General features: G+C 71.5%; 19 protein-coding genes. 6 read left to right on the top strand and 13 right to left on the bottom strand.

Annotated elements, in window-relative coordinates; translation table 11 throughout:
- Positions 1 to 18 precede the first annotated feature (18 nt).
- From ABD832_RS25730 to ABD832_RS25720, 3 genes are all read right to left on the bottom strand, one after another.
- Positions 19 to 1494, bottom strand: coding sequence for an MFS transporter (locus ABD832_RS25730; RefSeq protein WP_344899792.1), 1476 nt, complete (start codon positions 1492 to 1494; stop codon positions 19 to 21).
- Between the two features lie 172 nt (positions 1495 to 1666).
- Positions 1667 to 2341 (bottom strand): Crp/Fnr family transcriptional regulator, encoded by a 675-nt coding sequence (locus tag ABD832_RS25725; protein WP_344899790.1) that lies wholly within the window; start codon positions 2339 to 2341, stop codon positions 1667 to 1669.
- 57 nt (positions 2342 to 2398) lie between these two features.
- Positions 2399 to 4471 carry an adenylate/guanylate cyclase domain-containing protein gene (locus ABD832_RS25720; protein WP_344899789.1) on the bottom strand — a complete coding sequence of 691 codons (2073 nt, stop codon included), beginning with the start codon at positions 4469 to 4471 and terminating at the stop codon, positions 2399 to 2401.
- A 266-nt stretch (positions 4472 to 4737) separates the two neighbouring features.
- On the opposite strand from ABD832_RS25720, the gene ABD832_RS25715 reads away from it, so the two are divergent.
- Entirely contained in the window at positions 4738 to 5745 is a 1008-nt protein-coding gene (locus ABD832_RS25715; protein ID WP_344899788.1) for a collagen-like domain-containing protein, read from the top strand.
- A gap of 252 nt (positions 5746 to 5997) precedes the next feature.
- On the opposite strand, the gene purL is transcribed toward ABD832_RS25715, so the two are convergent.
- From purL to purS, 4 genes are all read right to left on the bottom strand, one after another.
- Entirely contained in the window at positions 5998 to 8253 is a 2256-nt protein-coding gene (gene purL / locus ABD832_RS25710) for a phosphoribosylformylglycinamidine synthase subunit PurL (RefSeq protein WP_344899786.1), read from the bottom strand.
- Positions 8250 to 8933 (bottom strand): phosphoribosylformylglycinamidine synthase subunit PurQ, encoded by a 684-nt coding sequence (purQ, locus tag ABD832_RS25705; protein WP_344899785.1) that lies wholly within the window; start codon positions 8931 to 8933, stop codon positions 8250 to 8252. Before purQ ends, purL begins: the two co-directional genes overlap by 4 nt.
- Before the next feature lie 280 nt (positions 8934 to 9213).
- A complete protein-coding gene (locus ABD832_RS25700; protein WP_344899783.1) occupies positions 9214 to 9636 on the bottom strand; it encodes an ATP-binding protein in 423 nt (140 codons plus the stop codon).
- A 188-nt stretch (positions 9637 to 9824) separates the two neighbouring features.
- Positions 9825 to 10070, bottom strand: coding sequence for a phosphoribosylformylglycinamidine synthase subunit PurS (purS, locus tag ABD832_RS25695; protein WP_344899782.1), 246 nt, complete (start codon positions 10068 to 10070; stop codon positions 9825 to 9827).
- Between the two features lie 473 nt (positions 10071 to 10543).
- On the opposite strand from purS, the gene pdhA reads away from it, so the two are divergent.
- From pdhA to ABD832_RS25670, 5 genes are all read left to right on the top strand, one after another.
- Entirely contained in the window at positions 10544 to 11635 is a 1092-nt protein-coding gene (gene pdhA, locus ABD832_RS25690; RefSeq protein ID WP_344899780.1) for a pyruvate dehydrogenase (acetyl-transferring) E1 component subunit alpha, read from the top strand.
- Entirely contained in the window at positions 11632 to 12609 is a 978-nt protein-coding gene (locus tag ABD832_RS25685) for an alpha-ketoacid dehydrogenase subunit beta (protein ID WP_344899779.1), read from the top strand. Before pdhA ends, ABD832_RS25685 begins: the two co-directional genes overlap by 4 nt.
- Before the next feature lie 10 nt (positions 12610 to 12619).
- Positions 12620 to 14200, top strand: a complete 1581-nt coding sequence (locus tag ABD832_RS25680) for a dihydrolipoamide acetyltransferase family protein (protein WP_344899777.1) — start codon at positions 12620 to 12622, stop codon at positions 14198 to 14200.
- An 875-nt stretch (positions 14201 to 15075) separates the two neighbouring features.
- The gene (locus tag ABD832_RS25675) at positions 15076 to 16794 is read left to right on the top strand and encodes an ABC transporter ATP-binding protein (protein WP_344899775.1); all 1719 of its coding nucleotides are present in this window, start codon (positions 15076 to 15078) and stop codon (positions 16792 to 16794) included.
- Between the two features lie 86 nt (positions 16795 to 16880).
- On the top strand, positions 16881 to 17174 hold the full coding sequence (locus tag ABD832_RS25670) for a Dabb family protein (RefSeq protein ID WP_344899772.1): 294 nt from the start codon (positions 16881 to 16883) through the stop codon (positions 17172 to 17174).
- A gap of 50 nt (positions 17175 to 17224) precedes the next feature.
- Here ABD832_RS25670 and ABD832_RS25665 read toward each other — a convergent pair whose 3' ends face one another.
- The 6 genes from ABD832_RS25665 to ABD832_RS25640 all read right to left on the bottom strand — a co-directional run bounded on the left by ABD832_RS25665 (position 17225) and on the right by ABD832_RS25640 (position 23821).
- A complete protein-coding gene (locus ABD832_RS25665) occupies positions 17225 to 17449 on the bottom strand; it encodes a DUF6458 family protein (protein WP_344899770.1) in 225 nt (74 codons plus the stop codon).
- Between the two features lie 52 nt (positions 17450 to 17501).
- Positions 17502 to 18716, bottom strand: a complete 1215-nt coding sequence (locus tag ABD832_RS25660) for an adenylosuccinate synthetase (RefSeq protein ID WP_344899769.1) — start codon at positions 18714 to 18716, stop codon at positions 17502 to 17504.
- Between the two features lie 242 nt (positions 18717 to 18958).
- Positions 18959 to 19915 (bottom strand): hypothetical protein, encoded by a 957-nt coding sequence (locus ABD832_RS25655; RefSeq protein ID WP_344899768.1) that lies wholly within the window; start codon positions 19913 to 19915, stop codon positions 18959 to 18961.
- A 111-nt stretch (positions 19916 to 20026) separates the two neighbouring features.
- Positions 20027 to 20983, bottom strand: a complete 957-nt coding sequence (locus ABD832_RS25650; RefSeq protein WP_344899766.1) for a lipopolysaccharide kinase InaA family protein — start codon at positions 20981 to 20983, stop codon at positions 20027 to 20029.
- Positions 20980 to 21714: an NUDIX hydrolase gene (locus ABD832_RS25645; RefSeq protein WP_344899764.1), complete on the bottom strand. Its 735-nt coding sequence runs from the start codon at positions 21712 to 21714 to the stop codon at positions 20980 to 20982. The genes ABD832_RS25650 and ABD832_RS25645 overlap by 4 nt, the downstream gene beginning before the upstream one ends.
- A gap of 256 nt (positions 21715 to 21970) precedes the next feature.
- Positions 21971 to 23821: an acyl-CoA dehydrogenase gene (locus ABD832_RS25640; protein WP_344899762.1), complete on the bottom strand. Its 1851-nt coding sequence runs from the start codon at positions 23819 to 23821 to the stop codon at positions 21971 to 21973.
- Positions 23822 to 23967 lie beyond the last annotated feature (146 nt).

Below are 23967 nucleotides of genomic sequence, written 5' to 3'. Positions count from 1 at the left end.
CGCCGACCAGGACGCCGATCAGGGTGCCGGGTCCGCAGGGTGGCGGGAGCGGGCGAGGGCGGCCATCAGCGCTCCGGCCAGGGCGACGGCGAACAGGACGGCGTAGGTCGTCCTGAAGCCGGTCATCAGCTGCTCGACGGCCACGGGGGAGACGCGCGACAGGGTGCCCGCGTACACCTGCGCGCGCAGCTCGGGGGTGACCGAGCCGGTCAGGACGCTGAGCGTCAGGGCGACGCTCAGCACGATCCCGACGTTCATGATCATGAGCCGGAAGCCGTTCACCACGCCCAGGCTCCCGGCGGGCAGGGCGGACATGACCTGCGTGGTGTTCCCGGTCAGGAAGGTGCCGCTGCCGCAGCCGCACAGGAACAGCCCCACCCCGATGATCCAGTACGGCGTGGCGGGGTCGACGTTCAGCAGCAGGACGCCCAGCCCGGCCGCGCTCAGCAGGGCGCCCCCCACCGAGAGCGCGTACGGCCGGATCCGGCGGCCGAGGGCGCCCGTCACCGGGGAGGCGAGGGCCATGCCCACGGGGACCGGCAGCACGCCCAGGGCCGCGGTGACCGCGTCGACCCCCCGGGCGGCCTGGAAGTACAGGGCGACGAGCAGGATCAGCGCCGAGCGGGCCAGCGCGTTGCAGAAGGAGGCCAGGTTGGCGAAGGCCAGCATGCGCTCGCCGAACAGCCGCACGTCCAGGACGGGGTGCGCCGCACGTCGCTCCACCACGACCAGCAGCGGGACCAGCACCACCGTGATCACCGCACCGGCGATCACCACCGGGCTGGACAGCCCCCGTGACCCCGCCTCCGACAGCGCGATCAGGGCGGCGGACAGGGCGGCGAACACGATCAGGTTGCCGGTCGCGTCCACCGAACGGCGTGGCCCCCGGGCGACCCGGCGCAGCGTGAACGCGCCCCAGGTGAGCGCGATCAGCCCGGCCGGCACGTTCATCCAGAAGATCCACTGCCAGCCCGCGGTCTCGGCGATCAGGCCGCCCAGGGTGGGGCCGGCGAGCTGGGCGACCGACAGGGTGCCGATGTAGACGCCCATGCCCTGGCTGAGCCGGTCCGGGGGGAAGGCGTCGGTGATGATCACGGTTCCGTTGGCCAGGATCATCGCCGCCCCGACCGCCTGCACCGCGCGCATCGCGATCAGGAACCAGATGCCGGGCGACAGACCGGCCAGCAGCGACCCCGTGGTGAACAGCACGAACCCCGCCAGATAGACCTCCCGCCGGCCCATCAGGTCGGCCACCCGGCCGAAGAACACCAGCGTCGCGGTGTTGACGAGCAGGAAGGCCAGCAGCACCCAGCCGGCCGCGAACGCGTCCGCGTGGAAGTGCCTGACCACGGTGGGAAGGGCGACGTTCAGCGTGCTGCCGGATATGCCGATCATGACCAGGCCGAGGCTGGTGACCGAGCAGACCCGCCACGCGTAGCGAAGCCTGGAGAGGTATTCGGGTGATCCGGGCAGGTCTTGGGGGATTGCGACCATGAACCTCAGTCTGACGTACGTTGTACGTCGATCTTGGTCCGGCCCGCCCGGAAGCCCTCGCACGTCCTGTCGGCCCGGCTCGTCCGGGGGCTCCCGCGCGTCGGCCCGGTCCGCGCGGAAGTCCCGCCCTCCTCGCCGGCCCGGTCCCGCCCGGAAGCCACCGTGCGCCGTCTCAGCGGGCCCGCTTGCGCAATCCCTCCATGTCGTGCACGATCACGCGGCGCCGGCCCGTCTCGATCAGCCCGCGGTCGCGCAGGGAGCGCAGCGCCTTGCTGACCGCCTCCCGCGAGGCCCCGGTCCAGCCCGCCAGCTCGTCCTGGGAGAGCGGCAGCGCGACCCGTACCCCGCCGTTGGACGGCTCGCCGTAGCGCTCGGCCAGCTCGATCAGCCGGGTGGCCACGCGGCCGGTGGTGTCGAACGCGCCGTACTCGATCCGCTTGCGGTCGGAGTCGCGCATCTTGCCGATCAGCATCTTCATCAGCAGCACCGCGACCCTGCCGTGCTCCTGCAGGTAGGCGGGGAAGTCGCGGATCGTGATCCCCTCGACGGGTTCGAGGGCGGTGACCGTGGAGGAGCGGGGCAGCCCGTCGATGGCCGCGAACTCGCCGATCAGCGCGCCGGGCCCGCGGATCGCGAGCACCACCTCGCCACCGGCCGCGGTGTGCGAGGACACCTTGACGCGGCCCGACGTCAGGAGCAGCACCCAGTCGGAGACGTCACCCTCGGTGAACATCGTCGCGCCCCTGTCCCAGTGTCTGGGCCGCCCCGCGGCGTACAGGTCCGCGACCTCCTCACTCGTGAGCTTCGTGATGAACTCGCCCGGCTCGGGGGAAGGGGAAGACGTCATGACCACCTCCTGGCGATCTCGATTGTGTCCTCACGCCTCGGACGGCGAAAGGTATTTCTACGACAGTTCAGAGAGCACATAGGCATGGACGGGCTGCTCCCTCCCCTTGAGGTTGAGCCAGCCCAGCGATCGGGTCTTGGCCCCGGGGCCGATCAGGTCCAGGGTGGTCTGGCCGATCACGACGCTTCCCGGCTCGGCGATGCCCTCCAGCCGGGCCGCCACGTTGACGCAGTCGCCCATCGCGTTGAACCCGCGCAGCTCGGGGCTGCCGATGTTGCCGACGAGCGCCTCGCCGGTGTTGATGCCGATCCTGAAGCGGGGGTACCCGGGCGTCCCCGCGGCGATCTCCTCGGCCGCCTCCTGCATGGCCAGGCCCGCCCGTACCGCGGCGAGGGCGTGGTCGGCCTGCCGGGCCGGGGCGTTGAACAGCGCGAGCAGCGCGTCGCCCACGAACTGCACGATCGTGCCGCCGTTGCCGAGCACGATGGGCACGGCCGCGGTGTGGTACCGGTTGAGCATCTCGACGATCTCCCCGGGTTTCACCCGCTCGGAGAAGCTCGTGAACCCCTTCAGGTCGGCGAAGAGCGCGGTCAGCTCGACCAGCTCGCCGCCGAGCGCGGCGGTCTGCGGGTCGGCCAGCAGCGACTGGGCCACGTCCGGCGACATGTACTGCCGGAAGAGGGTCTCCAGCTCGCTGTAGAGCCGGGCGTTCTCCAGGGAGAGCGAGAGCTGTCCTGCCAGCGTGGCGGCGAGCGCCTCGTCCTGCGCCGTCCTGCCGAGCGGCACCTCCAGCGCACCGGCGAGCCTGCCCTTCACCGTCAGCGGGTGGACGATCTTCCCCTCCAGCCGGATCGGCCGGTCACCGGGGAAGTCCGCCTGGCCGTACTCCCTGGAGCTGACCGTGACCCGCCCGTTGTCGACCAGCTTGATCCGGACGTCCCCGTACGCCTGCCGGATGCGGTCGAGGCTCTGGGAGAGCATCTCGCCCTCCGGCAGGCCCACGCGGGCCTGCCGCCCGCTCTCCACCAGCGCGGTGAGCCGGTCGGTCAGCTCCCGCTCGTTGGCCAGCGCCTCGCCCGCCCGGTCGAGCACCGCGACCTGCGCCTCGGTGAGGCCGAACTTGCCCGCCAGCCTGTCCGCGACGGGGACCCCGCCCCCGTCGCGCTCCTCCCTGCGCCGCAGGTGGCCGACGAGCTCCTCCAGGGCGGCCTCGTAGTCGGCCCTGATCCTGCGGACCGTGGCCGACAGCGCCACCGAGTCGAACAGCCCGGCGCTGCTGCCCTCCCGGCGGAACTTCAGGTAGGCGCTGTAGGCCACGAAGACGAACGCCGTGGTCAGCAGCACGTGCCAGAGCCACCACGACAGGTGCCAGTTGCGGTGCGACAGCCCCGCGACCAGCGCCTCGGCCAGCAGCGCGTACGCGGTGACCAGGCTGATCAGCACGGCCGCGGGACGCCTGCGGTGCAGCTGGAACATCATCGTGGCCGCGGCGACGAACAGGGCCACCCCGATCCACTCGGCCCCGCCCAGGCCGATGCCTCCGGGTGCGGGAGGCGGCTTGTCGCTCAGCGGGGTCAGGCCCGGCACCAGGCAGGCGACACCCCACGCGGCGATCAGGACGGCGAGCCCGCCGCGCAGCCACATCTGGTGCCGGATCACGGCCGAGGCCGCCCGCTCGCCCAGCGGCAGCGCCGAGGCGGACGCGAACACCGAGGCCACGATCAGCCCCACCGGATGGGAGAGGTCGAAGCCGTACCTGGCCCCGTCCGGAGGCAGGATGACCCCCGGCGTGGTCAGCCCGTGCACCAGGAACGACCCGGCACCGCTGAGGAAGACCAGGGAGACGAGCAGCAGCCGGGCGTCCGCCCGCCTGGCCGACGCCTGGCCGACCATGAGGCCCAGGACGAGGTTGATCCCGGCCACCGCGATGATCAGCCAGAAGTGGGTGGGGTTGTCGTGCAGCACGATGTTCAGGTCCGGCTCGGCCAGCAACAGCCAGAGCCCGAGCATCGGTAACGCCAGGTGCAGGATCCATACCACGGTGCGGACCGGCTGTGTCGCCGGTGGCAGGTACGGTTCCCGTCCGGCACGGTCGTCGATGACCACGCCTGTCGGATCGATGGTCGGCACGGTGGCCTCCGCGTCTGGAGAACCCGGTCGGTTCCCTGTGGTGTCCGTCCCGCCCAGCGGGCGGGATTCCCCCGAACGGACCGATTATCCCGTACGCGGCCCGTACCGGAGGGCGTCCTTGGACACGCTCGCGATCGGGCGGACGCGCCGCGGTGCCTCCGAGGCCGAAGCGTGATGTACGCGTCGCCAACCGTTGGAACGGTTGAAACGTGTATTACGTGTCTCTCCCATCACACCAGGCTCTGGTGTCGCAGAAAGGAAGCCCTGTGGCTGTCAAGTTACCGGGCGGACGCACGCTCGCCGTCGTGACCGTCGGCGTGCTCGCCGGAACCCTGTTCACCGCGAGCGGTAGCGCCGTCGCCTCATCGGCGGGCGCCGAGGTTCACGCGTGCGTCCACAAGCAGACGAGGTACGCCCGGATCGTCAACGCCACGGCCAAGTGCCGGCCGACCGAGATCCGGATCAGGTGGGGTCAGACGACCCAGACCCAGGAGGGCATCGCCTCGGCCGGGCCGCAGGGTCCGAGGGGCCCGCAGGGATTGAAGGGCGACACCGGATCGCAGGGCCCGCAGGGTCCGCGCGGCTTCCAGGGCAAGACCGGCCCGCAGGGGCCGAAGGGCGTCGACGGCAAGGACGGCGCGCAGGGTCCCAAGGGCGTCGACGGCAAGGACGGCGCGCAGGGCCCGAAGGGCGACACCGGTCCGCAGGGACCGAAGGGTGACGACGGCAAGCCGGGTGTCCAGGGTCCCAAGGGTGACGACGGCAAGCCGGGTGTCCAGGGACCGAAGGGTGACGACGGCAAGCCGGGCGTCCAGGGACCGAAGGGTGACGACGGCAAGACCGGCCCGCAGGGGCCCAAGGGCGCCGACGGCAAGGACGGTGGCGCGCTGACCACCTACATCAAGACCGGCGTCATCAACCTGAGCAACGACGGCACCCCGTCGGTCAGCTGTAACAGCGGTGACGTCGCGACCGGTGGCGGTTACCACCTCACCACCATGAAGTACTTCGTGGTCACCGGCTCCTACCCGTCCTCGGCGTCCACCTGGACGGTGGCCCTGAAGCGGGACCTCCCGATCTTCGACTCCCAGAGCGCCGACAAGACCGCGGACCCGGACGCCAAGGGCACCGACAAGGGCACCACCCCGAACACGACCAGGAGCGCCGACCCCGACACCGCCAAGAACGCCCCCGCGGCGGGCGGCAGCGCCCAGTCACAGACCTTCTCCGCCTCGGCCAAGGGCACCGTCTACGTGGTCTGCGTCAAGAAGTGACCCCCGGGCGCGAGCCGCGCGAGCCGGGCACCCCCGGCCGATCCGCGCTCGCCCGATCGCACGGCCCGTTCGCGGTGACGCGCCGGCCACACGGCGGGGCGGGGACATCGACATCTCGTCATCTCGTCCCCGCCCCGCCGGCCGGCGCGTCACCGCGTGATCCACATATACGAGACCGGCCGGGTCCCGGGGCTGCCGCCCCGGGACCCGGCCGGTACACGTCCGTTCCGCGCGAGACCCGCGCGGGCGGCCTCAGCCGAAGATGGCGGGCAGGGTGCCCGTGTGGACCTCGCGGAGCTCGGTGACCGGGACCTCCAGGAGGCCCTCCACCCGCAGGGCGTCGCCGCCGGTGACGCCCAGGCCGTAGCAGGGCACCTCGCGGGCCGCGCACAGCTCCGCGAAGGCGTCGAACGACTCGGGCCTGACGGTGACCAGCGCGCGGGCCGACGACTCGCTGAACAGGTCGACGAACGCGTCCTGCCCGGTGAGCGCGACCGTGCAGCCGACGCCCTGGGCCAGGCACGCCTCGGCGAGCGCGATGGCCAGCCCGCCGTCGGACAGGTCGTGGGAACCGGTCAGCAGCCCCTGCGAGGCCGCCTCGGCCAGGACGAGCGCCAGGTCGCGCTCGGACTCCAGGCGCGCCACAGGAGGCAGCCCGCCCAGGTGGCCGTGGGCCACGTGCGCCCACTCCGACCCGCCGAACTCCTCCTCGGTCTCGCCGAGGAGCACGATCCGGTCGCCCTCCCCGGTGAAGCCCGACCGCACCCGGCCGGCCACGTCCTCGATGACGCCGAGCACGCCGACGACCGGCGTCGGGTGAATCGGCACGGAGCCGGTCTGGTTGTAGAACGAGACGTTTCCGCCGGTCACCGGGACGCCGAGGGTCCTGCAGGCGTCGGCCAGGCCGCGCACGGCCTCGGAGAACTGCCACATGACCTCGGGGTCCTCGGGAGAGCCGAAGTTCAGGCAGTTGGTCACCGCCAGCGGGGTCGCCCCGGTCACGGCGACGTTCCGGTACGCCTCGGCCAGGGCGAGCTGCGCCCCGGCGTACGGGTCGAGGCGGGCGTAGCGGCCGTTGCCGTCGGTGGCCAGCGCGATGCCTCGGGTCGTCTCCTCGGCGCCGGGCATGACCTCGCCGATGCGCAGCACGCCCGCGTCGGCGGGCTGGGCCAGCACGGTGTTGCCGCGCACGTAGCGGTCGTACTGGGAGGTGACCCACTCCTTGGACGCCAGGTTCGGCGAGCCCAGCAGCTGCAGCAGCGTCGCGCGCAGGTCGTCCGGGCGGGGCAGGCGGGCCGGGTCGTCGCCGTTCAGCGCGACCTGACCGGCGGGCTCGTGGAACGGCCGCTCGTAGACCGGGCCCTCGTCGGCCGCGGTGCCCGGGGGGATGTCGACGATGGTCTCGCCGTGCCAGGTCATCACCAGTCGGCCGGAGTCGGTGACCTCGCCGATCACGGTCGCGGGGATGTCCCACCTGGCGCAGATCGCCATGAAGGCGTCGATGTCGTCGGGGGTGACGACCGCCATCATCCGTTCCTGCGACTCGCTCATCAGGATCTCCTCGGGCCGCAGCGAGGGATCGCGCAGCGGCACCAGGTCGAGCCTGACGTCCATGCCCCCGGTGCCCTTGGCGGCCAGCTCGGTGGTCGCGCAGGAGACACCGGCGGCGCCGAGGTCCTGGATGCCGACGACCACGTCCGCCTGGTAGAGCTCCAGGCAGCACTCGATCAGCAGCTTCTCCATGAAGGGGTCGCCGACCTGGACGCTGGGGCGCTTGGCCTGGGACTCGTCCTCGAACGTGGCCGAGGCCAGCACCGAGGCACCGCCGATGCCGTCGGGGCCGGTCAGCGCGCCGAACAGGACGACCTTGTTGCCCGGCCCGGGGGCCACGGCGAGCTTGATCTGGTCCTTGCGGAGCAGACCCACGCAGAGCGCGTTGACCAGCGGGTTGCCGATGTAGCAGGGGTCGAAGACGACCTCGCCGCCGATGTTGGGCAGCCCGAGGCAGTTGCCGTAGTGGCTGATGCCCTCGACCACGCCGGGCAGCACGCGCCGGGTGTCGGGGGCGTCCGCGGCGCCGAAGCGCAGCGCGTCCATCACCGCGATCGGCCGGGCGCCCATGGACATGATGTCGCGGACGATGCCGCCCACACCGGTCGCCGCGCCCTGGTGGGGCTCGACGTAGGACGGGTGGTTGTGGGACTCGATCTTGAAGGTGGCGGCCCAGCCGTCGCCGACGTCCACCACACCGGCGTTCTCGCCCATGCCGACGAGCAGCGCCGCCGACTCCGGCGCCTTGGTGCCGAACTGGCGCAGGTGCACCTTGGAGGACTTGTAGGAGCAGTGCTCGCTCCACATGACGCTGTAGATGGCCAGCTCTGACCCGGTGGGCCTGCGGCCGAGGATCTCGCGGACCCGCTCGTACTCGTCGGTCTTCATGCCGAGCTCGGCGTACGGCTGGGGCTCGCCAGGGGTGTCCTCGGCCCGCTTGACGGTGTCGAGGGTCATGCGTTCACCATCGTCTTCAGGATCGAGGAGAAGAAGGCGCGCCCGTCGGTGCTCGGGGCCCCGGTGAGGTCCTCGACGGCGTGCTCGGGGTGCGGCATGAGCCCGACGATGTTGCCGGCCTCGTTGCGGATGCCCGCGATGTCGTTCAGGGAGCCGTTGGGGTTGCCGCCGGAGTAGCGGAAGACGACCTGGCCCGCGGCCTCCAGCGCGGCCAGCGTGGCCGGGTCGGCGACGTAGCGGCCCTCGCCGTGCTTGACGGGCAGCACGATCTCCTGACCCTCGGTGAAGTCGGACGTCCAGGGGGTGGCGGTGTTCTCCACCCGGATGTCCTGGTCGCGGCAGATGTAGTGCAGCCCGGCGTTGCGCATCAGCGCCCCGGGCAGCAGGTGGGCCTCGCACAGGATCTGGAAGCCGTTGCAGGTGCCCAGCACCGGCAGCCCCGCCCTGGCGGCCGGGATCAGCTCCTCCATCAGCGGCGCGAACCTGGAGATGGCGCCGCAGCGCAGGTAGTCCCCGTAGGAGAACCCGCCCGGCAGGAAGACCGCGTCCACCCCCTTCAGGTCGGGGTCCGCGTGCCAGAGCGGGACGGCTTCGCCACCCGCATGGCGCACGGCGCGGGCCGCGTCCTGATCGTCAAGCGTCCCGGGAAAAGTGACGACGCCCACGCGGGCAGCACTCATGGCAGCGTTCCCCTCCACAAACGGGCGCCGCGCCGGCGTCCTCACACATCGGACGTCGGTCTGCGGCGGTGCGTCCAGGCTATCCGCTCCGGGTGAGAGCTCACGCGCGGAGTGGCGGATCCCACCCCGGACGGGCCGGGCCCCGCCCGGCGTGGCACCACGTCTCCCGTACGACATCCGGGACGGGCCCGCACGGCGGGGCACCTGGACCGGTCTACGGCGACAGGCACCCGGGACGGGCCTGCACGGCGGCGAGCACGCGGGACGGGTCTGTACGGCTCTATACGGCGGCGAGCACGCGGTCGTCCGAGAAGACGGCGTCGTCGTCCCAGTCGAGGTGCTTGCGCAGGTGCACGACCGTGCCCCTGCCGGGGGCGATGTCGAAGGAGATCTCGTCCACCACCGCCTGCATGATGAGCAGGCCCCTGCCGTTCTCGGCGTCCGACGACGGGTAGTGCTCGGGCACCCGGACGATCCCCTGGCCCCGGTCGATGATGCGGACGTCGCAGCGGCCCTCGCCGATGGAGGTCTCCACCTCGTAGCGGTTGGCCGGACCCCCGTGCCGCACGGCGTTGGCGCACGCCTCGGTGACCGCGAGCAGGATGTCGGAGATGCACTCCTCGGTGACTCCGAGCGAGCACAGGGAGTCACCGAGCGCCCTGCGGACCATCGGAATACCGACGGCCTGTCGTGGCAGAGCCAACGAGAACTCCATGTCCACCGGTTTCCTCCCGGGGTCAGACGTCACCACCGTGAAGGCTTCCCTGCAGAATCCGGGCTAACCGCAAAATAACCGTAATGTTATTGACTGGTGGTCAAGCCGTGGGATTGCTCTGTCCATATGGATGGATATGGCCAGATGTGGGCGTTTGGTCAACCGTCTGTGACGGTCTATGACTCCACGGTGACGACGTAGTCCTCGATCACCGTGTTGGCGAGAAGCGTTTCGGCCATTTTTCGGACGTCCGAAAGGGCCGTCTCGTCGGCGGGGCCGTCGATCTCGACCTCGAACCGCTTGCCCTGGCGTACCGCCGAGACCCCCGAGAAGCCGAGCCGCGGCAGTGCGCGGGCGATCGCCTGCCCCTGCGCGTCGAGAATCTCCGGCTTCAGCATGACGTCGACGATGACGCGCGCCACGGCGTTCCTCCTGGTTGCGACGGGGACGGTGCGGAGCTCAAGAGTAACGGGCCCCGGGCGTCCCGCGGAGCCGGGGCCGTGTCACGGCTCGCCCCACTGCTGCGCCGTCGCCGTGCCACCGCCGTGCCACCGCCGTGCCACCGCCGTGCCACCGCCGCGCCGTCGCCGCGCCGTCGCCGCGCCGTCGCCGTGCCACCGCCGTGCCACCGCCGTGCCACCGCCGCGCCGTTGCCGCGCCGTCGCCGTGCCACCGCCGTGCCGTCGACGGGCCCGGAAACGGCGGGTGAAAGCAGACGCCAGGGGAACGGGGAGCATATGGACGCCCCGGTAGGTCTTGCGCAGATGCATGTGACCTCTGCCACGATGGCCACAGACGCGGATGAACTACCACCAGATAGGGCGAACGCGTCGCGAATCGGCCGGACGACGGTGGCGAACCCATCCAGACGGCCCCGAGCACACAGGAGCGGCACGTGACAGTCGACGCCTCTCGTGGTGCGGAAGCACCTCCGGAGCTCATCCAGCTGCTGACCCCCGAAGGAGAACGGGTCGAGCATCCCGACTACGACATCGACCTCACGCCCGAGGAGATCCGCGGACTCTACCGGGACCTGGTCCTGGTCCGCCGGGTCGACCTGGAGGCCGTCGCCCTGCAGCGCCAGGGCGAGCTGGGCATCTGGGCCTCGCTGCTCGGGCAGGAGGCCGCCCAGATCGGCTCCGGGCGGGCACTGACCGAGGCCGACATGGCCTTCCCCACCTACCGCGAACACGGTGTCGCCTGGTGCCGGGGGGTGGACCCGCTGAACCTGCTGGGCCTGTTCCGCGGGGTCAACCACGGCGGCTGGGACCCGGCCGAGCACAACTTCCACCTCTACACCATCGTGATCGGCAGCCAGACCCTGCACGCGGTCGGCTATGCCATGGGCATCCAGCGTGACGGCGCCGAGGCCGCCTCGATCGTCTACTTCGGTGACGGCGCCACCTCCCAGGGGGACGTGAACGAGGCGTTCATCTGGGCGTCGGTGTTCAACGCGCCGGTGGTGTTCTTCTGCCAGAACAACCAGTGGGCCATCTCCGAGCCGCTGGAGAAGCAGTCGCGCATCCCGCTGTACCGCAGGGCCAGCGGGTTCGGGTTCCCGGGCGTCCGGGTCGACGGCAACGACGTCTTCGCCTGCCTGGCCGTCACCCGCAAGGCGCTGGCCGACGCCAGGTCCGGCCAGGGCCCCACGCTGATCGAGGCGTTCACCTACCGGATGGGCGCCCACACCACCTCCGACGACCCGACCCGCTACCGGGTGGCCGCCGAGCTGGAGGCGTGGAAGCTCAAGGACCCGATCGAGCGGCTGCGGGCCTACATGTTCAAGAGCCAGATCGCCGACCAGGAGTTCTTCGACACGATCGACGCCGAGGCCGCCGAGCTCGGTCGCGACGTGCGCAAGCGCTGCCTGGAGATGCCCGAACCCGAGCCGCTGGCCATCTTCGACCACGTCTACACCGAGAGGCACCCGCTCGTGGACGCCGAGCGTGCCGAGTTCGCCACCTACCTGGAGGGGTTCGAGGCATGACGGTTCTGACGCTGGCCAAGGCGCTCAACGAGGGAATGCGCAAGGCCATGGAGGACGACGCCAAGGTGCTCGTCATGGGCGAGGACGTGGGCAAGCTCGGCGGCGTGTTCCGGGTGACCGACGGCCTGCAGAAGGACTTCGGCGAGGAGCGGGTCATCGACACCCCGCTGGCCGAGTCCGGCATCATCGGCACGGCCATCGGCCTGGCGCTGCGCGGCTACCGCCCGGTCTGCGAGATCCAGTTCGACGGGTTCGTCTTCCCGGCGGCGGACCAGATCATCACCCAGCTCGCCAAGATGCCGCTGCGCTCGCTGGGCAAGCTGAGGCTCCCGGTCGTGGTCCGGATCCCGTGCGGCGGCGGCATCGGCGCGGTGGAGCACCACAGCGAGTCGCCCGAGGCGTACTTCACCCACACCGCGGGCCTGCGCGTGGTGGCCTGCTCCAACCCCGCCGACGCCTACACCATGATCCAGCAGGCGATCCGCTGCGACGACCCGGTCGTGTTCTTCGAACCCAAGCGGCGCTACTGGGAGAAGGCCGACGTGGACGTCGCCTCCACCGACTGGACCCCCTTCGACGAGGCCCGGGTGGTGCGGCCGGGCACCGACCTGACCCTGCTGGCGTACGGGCCGATGGTGAAGACCTGCCTGGAGGTGGCCAAGGCCGCCGAGGACGACGGCCGTTCCCTGGAGGTGCTGGACCTGCGCTCGCTCAACCCCCTCGACCTCCCCAAGGTCACCGAGTCGGTACGCCGGACCGGCCGTTGCGTCGTGGTGCACGAGGCGCCCGTCTACAACGGCTTCGGCGCCGAGCTCGCCGCCCGGGTGACCGAGGAGTGCTTCTACGTCCTGGAGGCCCCGGTGCTGCGGGTCGGCGGCCCCTCCACCCCCTATCCGCCCTCGAAGCTGGAGGAGCACTACCTGCCGGATCTGGACAGGGTCCTGTACGCCGTCGACCGCGCGTTCACGTTCTGAGGAGGGGCCGATGAAGGAGTTCAAGCTCCCCGACGTGGGCGAGGGACTGACCGAGGCGGAGATCGTCCGCTGGCACGTGAAGGTCGGGGACCCGGTCACGGTCAACCAGACCATCGTGGAGATCGAGACCGCCAAGGCCGTGGTCGAGCTGCCCTGCCCGTTCGAGGGCGTGGTGGCGGCCCTGATGGCGGACGAGGGCGAGACCGTGGACGTGGGCAGGCCGATCATCGCGGTGGACGACGGCTCGGGTCCCGCCCCCGGCGCCTCGGGCCCCGCCCCGGGCGCCGCCGCTTCGCCGGTCGCCGGGGAGAGCCGGGAGAACGCGCTGGCCGAGGACATGGTCCCGGAGCCGCCGGCCGGCGCGCGGCAGCCGGTCCTGGTCGGTTACGGCGTCAGGACCGGCACGGCCAAGCGCCGCCCCCGCAAGCAGGCGTCGCCCGACGGTGGTGCCGAGGCCGCTCCGCAGGCCGCGTCCCCCGTCCCGGCCTCTCCCGCGACCCCGTCTCCCGCGCCCCCGTCCCCCGCCTCCACGTCTCCCGCGTCCGTGTCTCCCGCGGTCGTGTCTCCCGTGCCCGCGGCGGTGACGGTGGCCTCGGTGGCGCCCCCGGTGGCCTCCGCGCCCGCCTCCGCGGTGGAGGGGGCCGGTGCGGCGTCCTCGGGCAGGGTCGCGGTCCTGGCCAAGCCCCCGGTGCGCAAGCTGGCCAGGGACCTCGGGGTCGACCTGGCCACCGTCACCGGGACCGGCCCGCACGGCTCGGTCACCAGGCAGGACGTCCAGGCCGCGCTCGACGCCCGTACCGGCGTCGGCGCGAACGGCCACGACGGCGCCCGGCCGCAGCAGGCCGGGACCGCCGGGGTCGTGGGATCCGCCGGGTCCGTCGGGGCCGTCGGTGACGAGGAGCGGATCCCGATCAAGGGCGTGCGCAAGGCGACCGCCCAGGCCATGGTGGCCTCGGCGTTCACCGCGCCGCACGTGACGGAGTTCCTCCAGGTGGACGTGACGGCGACCATGGAGGCGGTCCGCCGGCTGCGTGGCCTTCCCGACTTCGCGGAGGTCAAGGTCTCGCCGCTGCTGCTGGTCGCCAAGGCGGTCCTGGTCGCGATCCGCCGCCATCCGATGATCAACTCCGCCTGGGACGAGGCGAACCAGGAGATCGTGGTCAAGCACCGCGTCAACCTGGGGATCGCCGCGGCCACCCCGCGCGGCCTGCTCGTCCCCAACGTCAAGGACGCCCACCTGCTCTCCCTGCCGGCCCTGGCGGGTGCCCTCGGCGTCCTGACCGAGACCGCCAGGGCGGGCCGTACCCAGCCCGCCGACATGGCCGGGGGCACCCTCACGATCACCAACGTGGGCGTCTTCGGGGTGGACGCCGGAACGCCCATCCTCAACCCGGGCGAGTCGGCGATCCTGGCCGTCGGGCAGATCAGGGAGATGCCCTGGGTGGTGGACGGGCAGATCGTGCCGCGCCGGGTCTGCACCCTGGCCCTGTCCTTCGACCACCGGGTGGTGGACGGGGAACTCGGCTCGCTCTTCCTGCGGGACATCGGCGCCATGCTGGAGGATCCGCTCCGCATGCTCGCCTGGGGCTGAGACCCCCGGACGCGACGGGCGCGCCTCCTCCACCGGAGGGGGCGCGCCCGTTCCGTCTCCCGCCTCACCACGACGGAGGAAGGGCCGGTCCCGGTCGGTATGAGAGCCCGGGAAGGGCCGGTCCCCCTCGGTGCGGGAGAGCCGGAAAGGCCGGTTCCCATTGGTGTGAGACCCCCGGAAGGGCCGGTCGTCATCGGCACGGAAGGGCCGCAAGGCCCGTGACGCATATCCGGCGTTCCCTCTTCTGACAATTCCTGACCGGCCATGTCAATTGGCGTCACGAGTCCTTCCGTGAGCGCGGTGAGCCGTGCGGCGAGCCGTTCGCCGGGGACGGGCGCCGTTCCGGGCGACGGACCGGAGGCCGCTTGCTGAGTAATTCGGAAACCTCCTTTTCCGTCCTGTGGATCAAGCTTTAAGCTGCGGCTTCCTGGACCGGCGGGGCCTGCCGGAGAAGCCGGGGATCTTTTGCCGGACTTTACGAATAGCGTGTTTCGCGGCTTTGTCGGGTCATTTGTTAAAACCTGGATAATGCGTCTCGGATTTAGTGATTTGTCTCGCTATAGGTGCTAGCGTCGTTGATGGAAAGTGCGACAACCTAGCACGAAAGGGGAAGCACATGAGTTTCATGCAGCTCTTCCCGACCAACCGGTCTCTGCACTGGGGCGGCTGTTGCTGCCGTCGCCGTCGTCGTTGCGGATGTGGCTGCGGCGGTGGCGGGGGCGGCGGCTGGTGGTGGTAGCCGGAAACGGTGCTAGCAGGATTCGGTGCTAGCTGAAACACATGAGAGCCGACGGGTGAACCGTCGGTTCTCATTCTCTGAGTCGCCCTCGCCCGCCGGGGCGAGGGCCGTCGTCCGCCGGCCTCCCGAGACGCCGGTGGTCTCCATCCGCAGGACCTTCCGTGAGTTCTGGCCGCAGACCCACGGCATCCGCCGGTTCCTCGTGGCCGGCTGCGTGCTCGCGATCGTCGCGGCCGTGTGCGAGGTCGTCACGATCGGCCTGTTCGGATTCATCGTCGACGAGGTGCTGAGCAGGCAGGACCTGGGGGCGTTCTGGATGCCCGCCCTCGGCTGGCTCGGCCTGGCGGCGGTGTCGGGACTGGTGTCGTTCGCGGGCGCCTACCTCACGTCCGTGGGCGGCGAGCGCTTCCTGCTGCGGCTGCGCGACAGGGTGTTCCGGCACGTCCAGACCCTCACCCCCGACTTCTTCGACAACCGCCGGCTCGGCGACCTGATGGCCAGGCTCACCGACGACATCGAGGCCATCGAGGAACTGGTCGGCACCGGGCTGGTCAAGCTCTTCACCACGCTCGCGAGCGTCGTCTTCTTCTCCGCGGCCGCCTTCTACGTCCGCTGGGACCTGGCGCTGCTGACGTTCCTGCTGGTCCCGGCGTTCCTGGTGGTCTCGAAGGTCTTCGCGAGCAGGTTCAGGACGGCCGCCGCCCGCGAGCGGCTCAGCAACGGGGCCATGAACAGCGTCATCGAGGAGAGCCTGTCCAACCAGTCGCTGGTCCAGTCCTACAACCGCCAGGACGCCGAGGCGGAGCGGCTGCACTCCGAGGGCCGCACCTGGCTGCGGGCCAACGTGGCGCAGGCGTGGCTGTCCTCGCTGTACGGACCCGTCGTGCAGGTCATCGAGACCGTCTGCCTGATCGCCATCCTCGGGTTCGGCGCCTGGGAGATCGCCTCGGGCCGCCTCACCATCGGCGGGCTGCTCGCCTTCGCGGCCTACCTCGCCTACCTCTACCCGGCCGTGCAGAGCCTGGGGCAGATCGCCCTCACCGTCTCCGAGGCGGCGGCGGGCTCGGACCGGGTCATCGAGATCCTGCGGACCCGGCCGGCTGTCACCGACCGCGAGGGCGCCGTCCACCTGACCCGGCGCAGCGAGGGCAGGATCGAGTTCCAGGGGGTCGGCTTCACCTACCCGAACCGGACGAGGCCCACGCTGCGGGACCTGTCGTTCGCCGTCGAACCCGGGGAACTGGTCGTGTGCACCGGGCCCAGCGGCGTGGGCAAGTCCACGCTCGCCAAGCTCCTGCTCCGCTTCTACGACCCCACCGCCGGGCGCATCCTGCTCGACGGGACCGACATCCGGGACCTGACCCGGGAGTCGCTCCGCGACAACGTCACGATCCTGCAGCAGGAGAACCTGCTCTTCTCCGGGACCGTACGCGAGAACATCGCCTACGGCAGCCCCGGCGCCGAGCTGGACGACATCGTCCGGGCCGCCGTCCTGGCCGACGTGCACGACTTCGTCGGCACGCTCCCGCTGGGGTACGAGACGCCGATCGGGCAGCGGGGCCGGCTGATGTCCGGCGGGCAGCGCCAGCGGATCGCCATCGCCAGGGCGATCCTGCGCGACGCTCCCGTGCTCGTCCTCGACGAGCCGATGACGGGGCTCGACACGCTCACCGCGGCACGGATCATGGAACCGCTCAACAGGCTCATGAGCGGGCGCACGACGATCCTGATCACCCATGACCTCAGGTCCGTCCCGGAGGGCGCCCGGCAGGTCGTGCTCGAACCCGTCCCGCGCCGTTCCGGCCGGATAAGGATCAGGTCCGCGGCGCGCCGGTCGATGGCCCGCCCGGGCTGAGGGGACCGCCCGCTCACCCCGTCCCGCCGCCGGATCCGGGTACGCGTGGCCGTACGCTGGCCGGGCACCCAACCGAAGGGAAGATCATGTTCCGGCATGTCGTGCTGTTCACCTGGGCCGAGGAGTCCACCGGCGAGCAGAGGGCCAGGGTCGCGGAGGAACTGGGGAAACTGCCCGCGGCCATCCCGGAGATCCGTGCCTACACCCTCGGTGCCGACGCGGGCGTGAGCCCCGGCAACCACCAGTTCGCGATCGTCGCGGACTTCGACGGCGTCGACGAGTTCGTCACCTACCGCGACCACCCGCTGCACCAGGCCGTGATCGCCGAGCACATCAAGCCGATCATGGACACCCGTGCGGCGGTCCAGTTCGAGGTGTAGTGACAGCCGGTGACGGCCGGCCGCGTCACCGGCCCGCCGGGACGGCCCGTCTAGGCCTCCGGGGGGTTGTTCTCCCGGTGCATCAGGCGGTTGTCGGACGTCTGGCCGCGCCTGGGAGCCATCACGACGCTCAGCACGACCCCGACGGCGCCGACGATCATGAAGATCAGGCCGATCACGTCGATGTGCACCGACCGGCCGAGGACGTCGGGTTCGATGGCGAAGCGGAGGATGGCGCCGAGAGTGAGAAAGAAGATGCTGATCCCGACACCCATGAATTCCTCCGGATAAAGCTGTCCGCCAGGCAAAGGGAGCGTACGGAAATGGTCATACCCTTCCGCGCGCGATGACACCACTCAGAACGACCTTGTCCGCGGCGGTGGGCCCGGCCGATCCCAGCCACACCGGGACTCCCAGGGCCTCCGTCACGGCCGAGGGCCAGTCGTCGATCCCGTCGGTGTAGCGCGGCCGGGCCCCGAAGAGCCGGGCGGTCAGCCGGGCCTGCCGGTCCAGATCACCGGGCGTGCTGACCGGCAGCTCGCCGATGTCGTACGAGACGCACATCCGCGTCACCGGCGCGTCCAGGTGGGTGAGGGCCAGGACGTCGGCGCCACCGGCGGCGGCGAGCGCGTAGCGGTGGGCCACCGCGTCGAAGTGACCGGTCCTGAAGGCGCCCTGCCAGGGGCCGGTGCCGTTGTGGGCCTCGGGGAGCGCCAGGGCGGGATCCTCGGTCACCAGCGGTCCCGGGCCGTGCCGGGGGGTGTAGGTCCGCAGCACGCCCAGCCGCAGCGCGGGCGCCCCGTCGAGCAGCTTCAGCGCGCCCGCGAAGGTCGTCGTGCTCCAGGTGGTGTACGGGTGGAAGCCGTGCCACTCGTCGAGCAGCACGCCCTGCGCGCCCTCGAAGACCACCGGCCGCCTGCGCAGCAGGGCGGTCACGAAGGAGGAGCCGACCAGGATCACCCGTTCGGCGAACGCCCGGAAGGCCGCGACGCAGTCCTCCACGTCCGGCCCGGTCACCCCCAGCGCCTCGCGCAGGGCGTGCAGCTTGCGGGTCAGCCGGGCCGGTTCCTCGCAGTCGCCCGCGGTCGGCGCCAGATCAGGGTGCGCCAGGGCGTAGGCCATGGTCTCGCCGACGCCCATGCCGCACGACCCGTGCCGGTCCTCGCCGCGCGCCAGCTCCCTGGCCCGCCCGGCCTCCACGTGGTACGGGGTGGCGAGCAGGGCGTCGCGGTCCACGGTGAGCAGGGTGAGCGGGTCGGGGACGCCCAGGCCGGCCAGGTGGGCGGCCTCCCGGGCCAGCGCCAGGGGGTCCACGACCGTCAGACGGGACAGGTGGGTCGGCACCCCCCTGAACGTGCCCGAACCGAACTGCGCGAACGTGTGGTGCCGCCCGTCGGGCAGGACCACGTTGTGCCCGGCCTGCGCGCCCCCGTTGAACCTGACCACGGCCTGGACGGGCCCGCGCTCGCAGAGCCAGTCGACGACGGTCCCCTTGCCCGCGTCGCCGTAACCGAGGTCGGTCACGATCACATGCTCGTCCATGCCATCACCCGTTCGTCGCCATCGTCGCCACCGGCGGTCCGTCCCGGCCGGGTCGTCTCCCGGCCGATCCGGCTCCGGTGGCCTCGTCCTCTCGGCCGGTCCGTCCCGGCCGGTCCCTCCCCACCCGGCCGAAGACGGCCGGGCCGGGTCCCGCGGGCGTTCCCCGCGGGACCCTCTCCCTTCGTGGTGGCGCTCCCCGCCGCGGTGCTCGCGGTGGCCGCCGCGCGGCGGGGGGGCACCTCTCAGAGCCGCAGTACGCCGCTGTCGCCTCCCAGGTCGAGCCCGTCGGCGACCACGAGCGTGCCGCGGTCGAGCCTGGCCAGGGCCTTGCCCACGGCGGTCCCGGCGGTCGAGCCGATCTCCTCCAGGTCGTCCAGCCCCTCCCGCAGGTCGATGGCGTCCTCGCCGAGACCGACGGTGAGCGCGATGGTCTCGGAGACGGCGTCCAGGTCGTCCAGTTCCAGCACGTTCTGGCCGAGCAGGTCACGCCAGGCGGCCAGCACCCCGCCGTTCCCGGCGTGGCTCGCCCCGGCGGGGACGATGTAGTACACGTCGTAGGTCCTGGTCAGCTCGGCGATCATCTCCTTGATCGGGATGTCCCGCTCGATCCGCTCGCCGACCACCTTCTCGACCTCGCGCCGCTTGACGTACGTGTACGGCATCTCGTCGCCGATGATGAACAGGTAGCCGCGGCGGCCCCGCTTCTCGAAGCAGTCGATCGAGGTGTGCCTGGCCATGAAGTACATCGCCAGCTCGTACGACTCGCGCATCTGGCCGCCGCCCCCGCCCTCCAGCAGGATCTTCCCCAGGTGCTCGTCCATCCTGTTGTCGGACTCGAACTGGCCGACCTGGAGCGGTGCCCGGTCGCAGGTGGCGTCGCCGATCGCGCCGAAGAGGATCTGCGGGTCGGTCGCGTAGCCCTTGCGGAGCAGCAACCCGAGCAGGTCGGGCAGCCTGGTCTGCAGGCGGCGGGGCACCCCGCCCATCGAGCCGGTCACGTCGAACAGCACGGCCACGGCCAGGGAGGCCGGGTGCTCGGCGGAGTCGCGGCTCTCGCGGGCCGTCACCCCGTGCGGGTCGAGGTCGGGGTGCGTCGAGCGGGCACCGCTGTCGGTGTGCGCGAAGGCGCTCGCGCCCTTGGTGGCGCGGTAGCTCGCCGCGGCGGAGTAGACGTCGGTGGACCAGATTCCGCTTCCCACGGGGATCTCCTTGCATCGGGGGTGGAACGTTCTGAGGGCCCGGCGATCACGGGCGCGACCGGGACGGCGGGGGAGTCGTCCGGGCCGGGAAGGCCGGGTCGGACGGGACGGTCACAGGCGCAGTGGCCGGTACGTCCGCGGTCCGTAGAGGTCGTCGAGCAGGTCGTCCAGCTCGGCCAGGAGCCGCCAGGCGTCGTCCGGCGGGGCGAGCAGGCTCCCCCGGACGAAGCGCCGGATCGGGACGGGGGCGCGGTCGCCCATGAGGGCGGCCACGCACCGGGTGGCGAGCTGGATGTCGAGCGCCGGGGTCGCGGGCCTTCTGGCCATGACCTCGGGCGGGTAGTCGTCCCGGTGCCGGGCCACCAGGGCGGTGACCGGCGTGCCGGTCGGGACCGACTGGCTCCAGTCGACGAGCACCAGGCCGTGGTCGACGGGGTGGACGAGCACGTGGTGCCCGAACACCGCGCCGTGCACCACCCCAGCCCGGTGGGCCGCGCCGACGGCGACCAGCAGCCGCCGCCAGATCCAGGCCACGTCCCGCGCGTCGAGCACCGGTCGCCGCCGTGCGATCTCGTCCAGGCCCACGAAACCGTCCGGCACCCGGCTGATCACGTTGGCCTGCCGTTCGACCCCGCCCGAGCGGTGCCGGAACGACTCCACCAGCCGGGGCACGTACGGCAGGAGCAGCGGGTCGCCGTCCCGGCCGATCGTCTCCAGGGCGTCGGCCTCGCGGCGCATGAGGTCGTTGTCGGTGTGACTGCGCGGGATCTTGAGCAGCGTGTCGGGCCCGCTCCGGTAGAGCACGGCCGTGGCGCCGTGCCGCAGGACGCCGCCGAGGCGGTAGGACCCCCGCCCGGTCGTGATCACCGTTTCGGGCGCCCCGCCCCGGGCCGCCCAGAGCTCCGCCAGCCGGGTGAACGCCTCGGCGGCCTCGGCCCCGGGAGCCAGGTCGGGGTGGAGCAGCCGTGCCAGGGCGCGGTAGACCCGGTGCGGGGACGGCCCGTCGAACAGGTCGCCGGGCGTGCGGGCGGCGGTCACCAGCGCGATCGCCTCGGCCGTGGTGGTCATCTGATCGTCTCCTCCCTGGCGGGCCGCAGCAGCGCGGGGTGCAGGAGCCGGGCGTCTCCGGCCCGGTAGAGCTTGGCCCGGGGGCCGCCCCTGGCCCCGCCGCTCTCGGTGGTCTCGCCGGTGCTCTCCACGAAGCCGGGCACCGACAGGATCTTGCGGTGGAAGTTGCCCGCGTGCAGCGGCACGCCCCAGACCGTCTCGTAGACGCCGCGCAGCTCGGAGATGGTGAACGTGTCACCGGCGAAGGCGGTGGCCAGCGGGGTGTACTCCAGCTTCCCGCGGGCCCGCTCCAGGCCGTGGTCCAGGATCCGGCCGTGGTCGAAGGCGAGCTCGGGCACCTTGTCGACGGGGTGCCAGGCGGCGTCGGAGGCGTCCGTACCGGCCCGGGGGTCGGGCAGGTCCGGCGCGAAGGCGAGGTAGGAGATCGACACGACCCTCATCCGCGGGTCCCGGCCGGGTGCGCCGTAGCTGGCGAGCTGCTCGATGTGGACCCGGTCGGACAGCCCGGTCTCCTCGGCCAGCTCCCGCGCCGCGGCCTGGGGCAGGTCCTCGTCCGGCCGGATGAAACCCCCGGGCAGCGACCACCGTCCCGCGTGGGGCTGCTCGCCCCGCCGGACCAGCAGGACGCGCAGCCCGCCCCCGCGGATGGTGAGCGCCACCACGTCGACCGTCACGGCCACCGCGGGGTAGTCCCGCGGGTCGTAACCGGCCAGGAACTCGGATTCGTTCATCGCACGTCCTTCTCAGGTTGAGACAATCTCAGTATGAGAACAACTAGGGGCGATGTCAACGCCCGAGCCATGTCGGGTTCCCGGGAGAACGCTCCGGGGGTGTACGGGTGAGGAGAAGAACGAGGGGCCGGTCCCGTCGGAACGGGACCGGCCCCTCGTCACGCACGCCACCGGCCGGCCCTGGGCGGGCCCGCGCCGTCAGGCGGTCAAAAGGCCACCGGTCGGAGTGGTCGGCGCCTGCCGGTGCCGGCCGGGGTCAGAAGGCCTCTTCGGGCAGCTCCATCAGGCTCTGGTCGGTGGCCTCCAGCGTGCGGCGCTCGGCCGTGATGCGGGGCAGGACGCTCTGGGCGAAGAAGGAGGCCGCGGCGACCTTGCCCGTGTAGAAGGCGACGTCACCCCGCCCACCGGCCGAACCCGGTGCCTCGGTGGAGGACCCCAGCGCGGCCAGCGCCACCTCGGCCTGGCGCAGCAGCAGCCAGGCGATCACCACGTCGCCCAGGGCGAGCAGGAACCGGGTGGTGTTGAGCCCGACCTTGTAGACCTCGGCCGGCACCTCCAGCGAGCCCAGTGCCCAGCCGGCCATGGTGTCGGCCATCGCCTTGACCTCGTTCGCGGCCTCGGCCAGCAGCGCGCGCTCGGCCTTGAGGCGCCCGTTGCCCGCCTCGGAGGCGGCGAAGGCCGTGATGTCCGCGTGCAGCGAGCCGAGGGCGGCCCCCTGGTTGCGCAGGACCTTGCGGAAGAACAGGTCCAGGCCCTGGATCGCGGTGGTGCCCTCGTACAGGGAGTCGATCTTGGCGTCCCTGATGTACTGCTCGATCGGGTAGTCCTGCAGGTAGCCCGAGCCGCCCAGGGTCTGCAGCGACCGCGACAGCATCTCGTACGAGCGCTCCGAGCCCACGCCCTTGACCAGCGGCAGCAGCAGGTCGTTCATGGCCTCGGCGTGCGGGTCCCTGCGGCCCTCGTGCTCGGCGATCAGCACGTCGTCCTGGTAGGTGGCGGTGAGCATGACCAGGGCCCGCATGCCCTCGGCGTAGGACTTCTGGAGCATCAGCTCCCGGCGTACGTCCGGGTGGTGGGTGATGGTCACCCGCGGGGCGGCCTTGTCGGCCATCTGGGTGAGGTCGGAACCCTGCACCCGCTCCTTGGCGTAGGCCAGCGCGTTGAGGTACCCGGTGGAGAGGGTGGCGATCGCCTTGGAGCCGACCATCATCCGGGCGTGCTCGATGATCATGAACATCTGCTTGATGCCCTCGTGCACCTCGCCGACCAGCGTGCCCACCGCCGGGTGCTCGCCGCCGAAGGTGAGCTCGCAGGTCGTGGAGACCTTCAGGCCCATCTTCTTCTCGACGTTGGTGACGTAGACGCCGTTGCGCTCGCCGAGCTCGCCGGTCTCCAGGTCCACGTGGTACTTCGAGACCAGGAACATCGACAGCCCCTTGGTGCCGACGCCGTGCCCCTCGGGGCGGGCCAGCACCAGGTGGAAGATGTTGTCGGCCATGTCGTGCTCGGCGCTGGTGATGAAGCGCTTGACGCCCTCGATGTGCCAGGTGCCGTCGTCCTGCCGTACGGCCTTGGCGCGCCCGGCGCCCACGTCGGAACCGGCGTCGGGCTCGGTGAGCACCATGGTGGCGCCCCACTGGTTCTCGATGGCCAGCTCGGCGTAGCGCCTCTGCTCCTCGGTGCCGATGGTGTGCAGCACGTGGGCGAAGGCCGGGCCGCTGGAGTACATCCACACGGCGGGGTTGGCGCCGAGGACCATCTCGGCCAGGGCCCAGTTCACGCTGCTGGGCAGGCCGGGGCCGCCCAGCTCGGCGGGGAGCCCGAGGTTGGTCCAACCGGCGTCGCGGTAGGCGGCGAAGGACTTCTTGAAGCCCTCCGGCATCGTCACCGTCGCGGTCTTGGGGTCGAACACGGGAGGCGTGCGGTCGCCCTCCTCGAAGGAGTCGGCGAGCACCCCGGTGGCGAGGCGGTCGACCTCCTTCAGGATGCTCCGCACCACGTCCTCGTCCAGGTCGGCGAACAGGCCGGTGCCCAGAACGTCCCGGCGCCCGAAGACCTCGAAGAGGTTGAACTCCAGGTCACGGACATTGCTCTTGTAGTGGCCCATGGGGTCTTCTCCTTGAAACCGGGGGAACCGGAACTCACGTACTCACCGGTAACGTTACCGGTAATGCTACCCGCGAGTAACCCCTAGAAAACAGTCCAAGGTAGGACGTGCATCACGTCATTTTCCGAAAATCTCCGTGGCGGCCC

This window comes from Streptosporangium longisporum (assembly GCF_039534895.1).
GTDB classification, from domain to species: Bacteria; Actinomycetota; Actinomycetes; order Streptosporangiales; family Streptosporangiaceae; genus Streptosporangium; species Streptosporangium longisporum.
The sequence above is the reverse complement of the archived record's forward strand: the minus strand, read 5'-3'. Positions and strand labels throughout refer to the sequence as shown.

What these genes read in the sequence shown, in the direction of transcription:
- ABD832_RS25640 (WP_344899762.1), bottom strand. Translation starts at nt 23,821, where the DNA reads ATGGGCCACTACAAGAGCAATGTCCGTGACCTGGAGTTCAACCTCTTC.
- ABD832_RS25730 (WP_344899792.1), bottom strand. Translation starts at nt 1,494, where the DNA reads ATGGTCGCAATCCCCCAAGACCTGCCCGGATCACCCGAATACCTCTCC.
- ABD832_RS25680 (WP_344899777.1), top strand. Translation starts at nt 12,620, where the DNA reads ATGAAGGAGTTCAAGCTCCCCGACGTGGGCGAGGGACTGACCGAGGCG.
- ABD832_RS25660 (WP_344899769.1), bottom strand. Translation starts at nt 18,716, where the DNA reads ATGGACGAGCATGTGATCGTGACCGACCTCGGTTACGGCGACGCGGGC.
- ABD832_RS25685 (WP_344899779.1), top strand. Translation starts at nt 11,632, where the DNA reads ATGACGGTTCTGACGCTGGCCAAGGCGCTCAACGAGGGAATGCGCAAG.
- ABD832_RS25725 (WP_344899790.1), bottom strand. Translation starts at nt 2,341, where the DNA reads ATGACGTCTTCCCCTTCCCCCGAGCCGGGCGAGTTCATCACGAAGCTC.
- purL (WP_344899786.1), bottom strand. Translation starts at nt 8,253, where the DNA reads ATGACCCTCGACACCGTCAAGCGGGCCGAGGACACCCCTGGCGAGCCC.
- ABD832_RS25665 (WP_344899770.1), bottom strand. Translation starts at nt 17,449, where the DNA reads ATGGGTGTCGGGATCAGCATCTTCTTTCTCACTCTCGGCGCCATCCTC.
- ABD832_RS25650 (WP_344899766.1), bottom strand. Translation starts at nt 20,983, where the DNA reads ATGACCACCACGGCCGAGGCGATCGCGCTGGTGACCGCCGCCCGCACG.
- ABD832_RS25670 (WP_344899772.1), top strand. Translation starts at nt 16,881, where the DNA reads ATGTTCCGGCATGTCGTGCTGTTCACCTGGGCCGAGGAGTCCACCGGC.
- ABD832_RS25645 (WP_344899764.1), bottom strand. Translation starts at nt 21,714, where the DNA reads ATGAACGAATCCGAGTTCCTGGCCGGTTACGACCCGCGGGACTACCCC.
- purQ (WP_344899785.1), bottom strand. Translation starts at nt 8,933, where the DNA reads ATGAGTGCTGCCCGCGTGGGCGTCGTCACTTTTCCCGGGACGCTTGAC.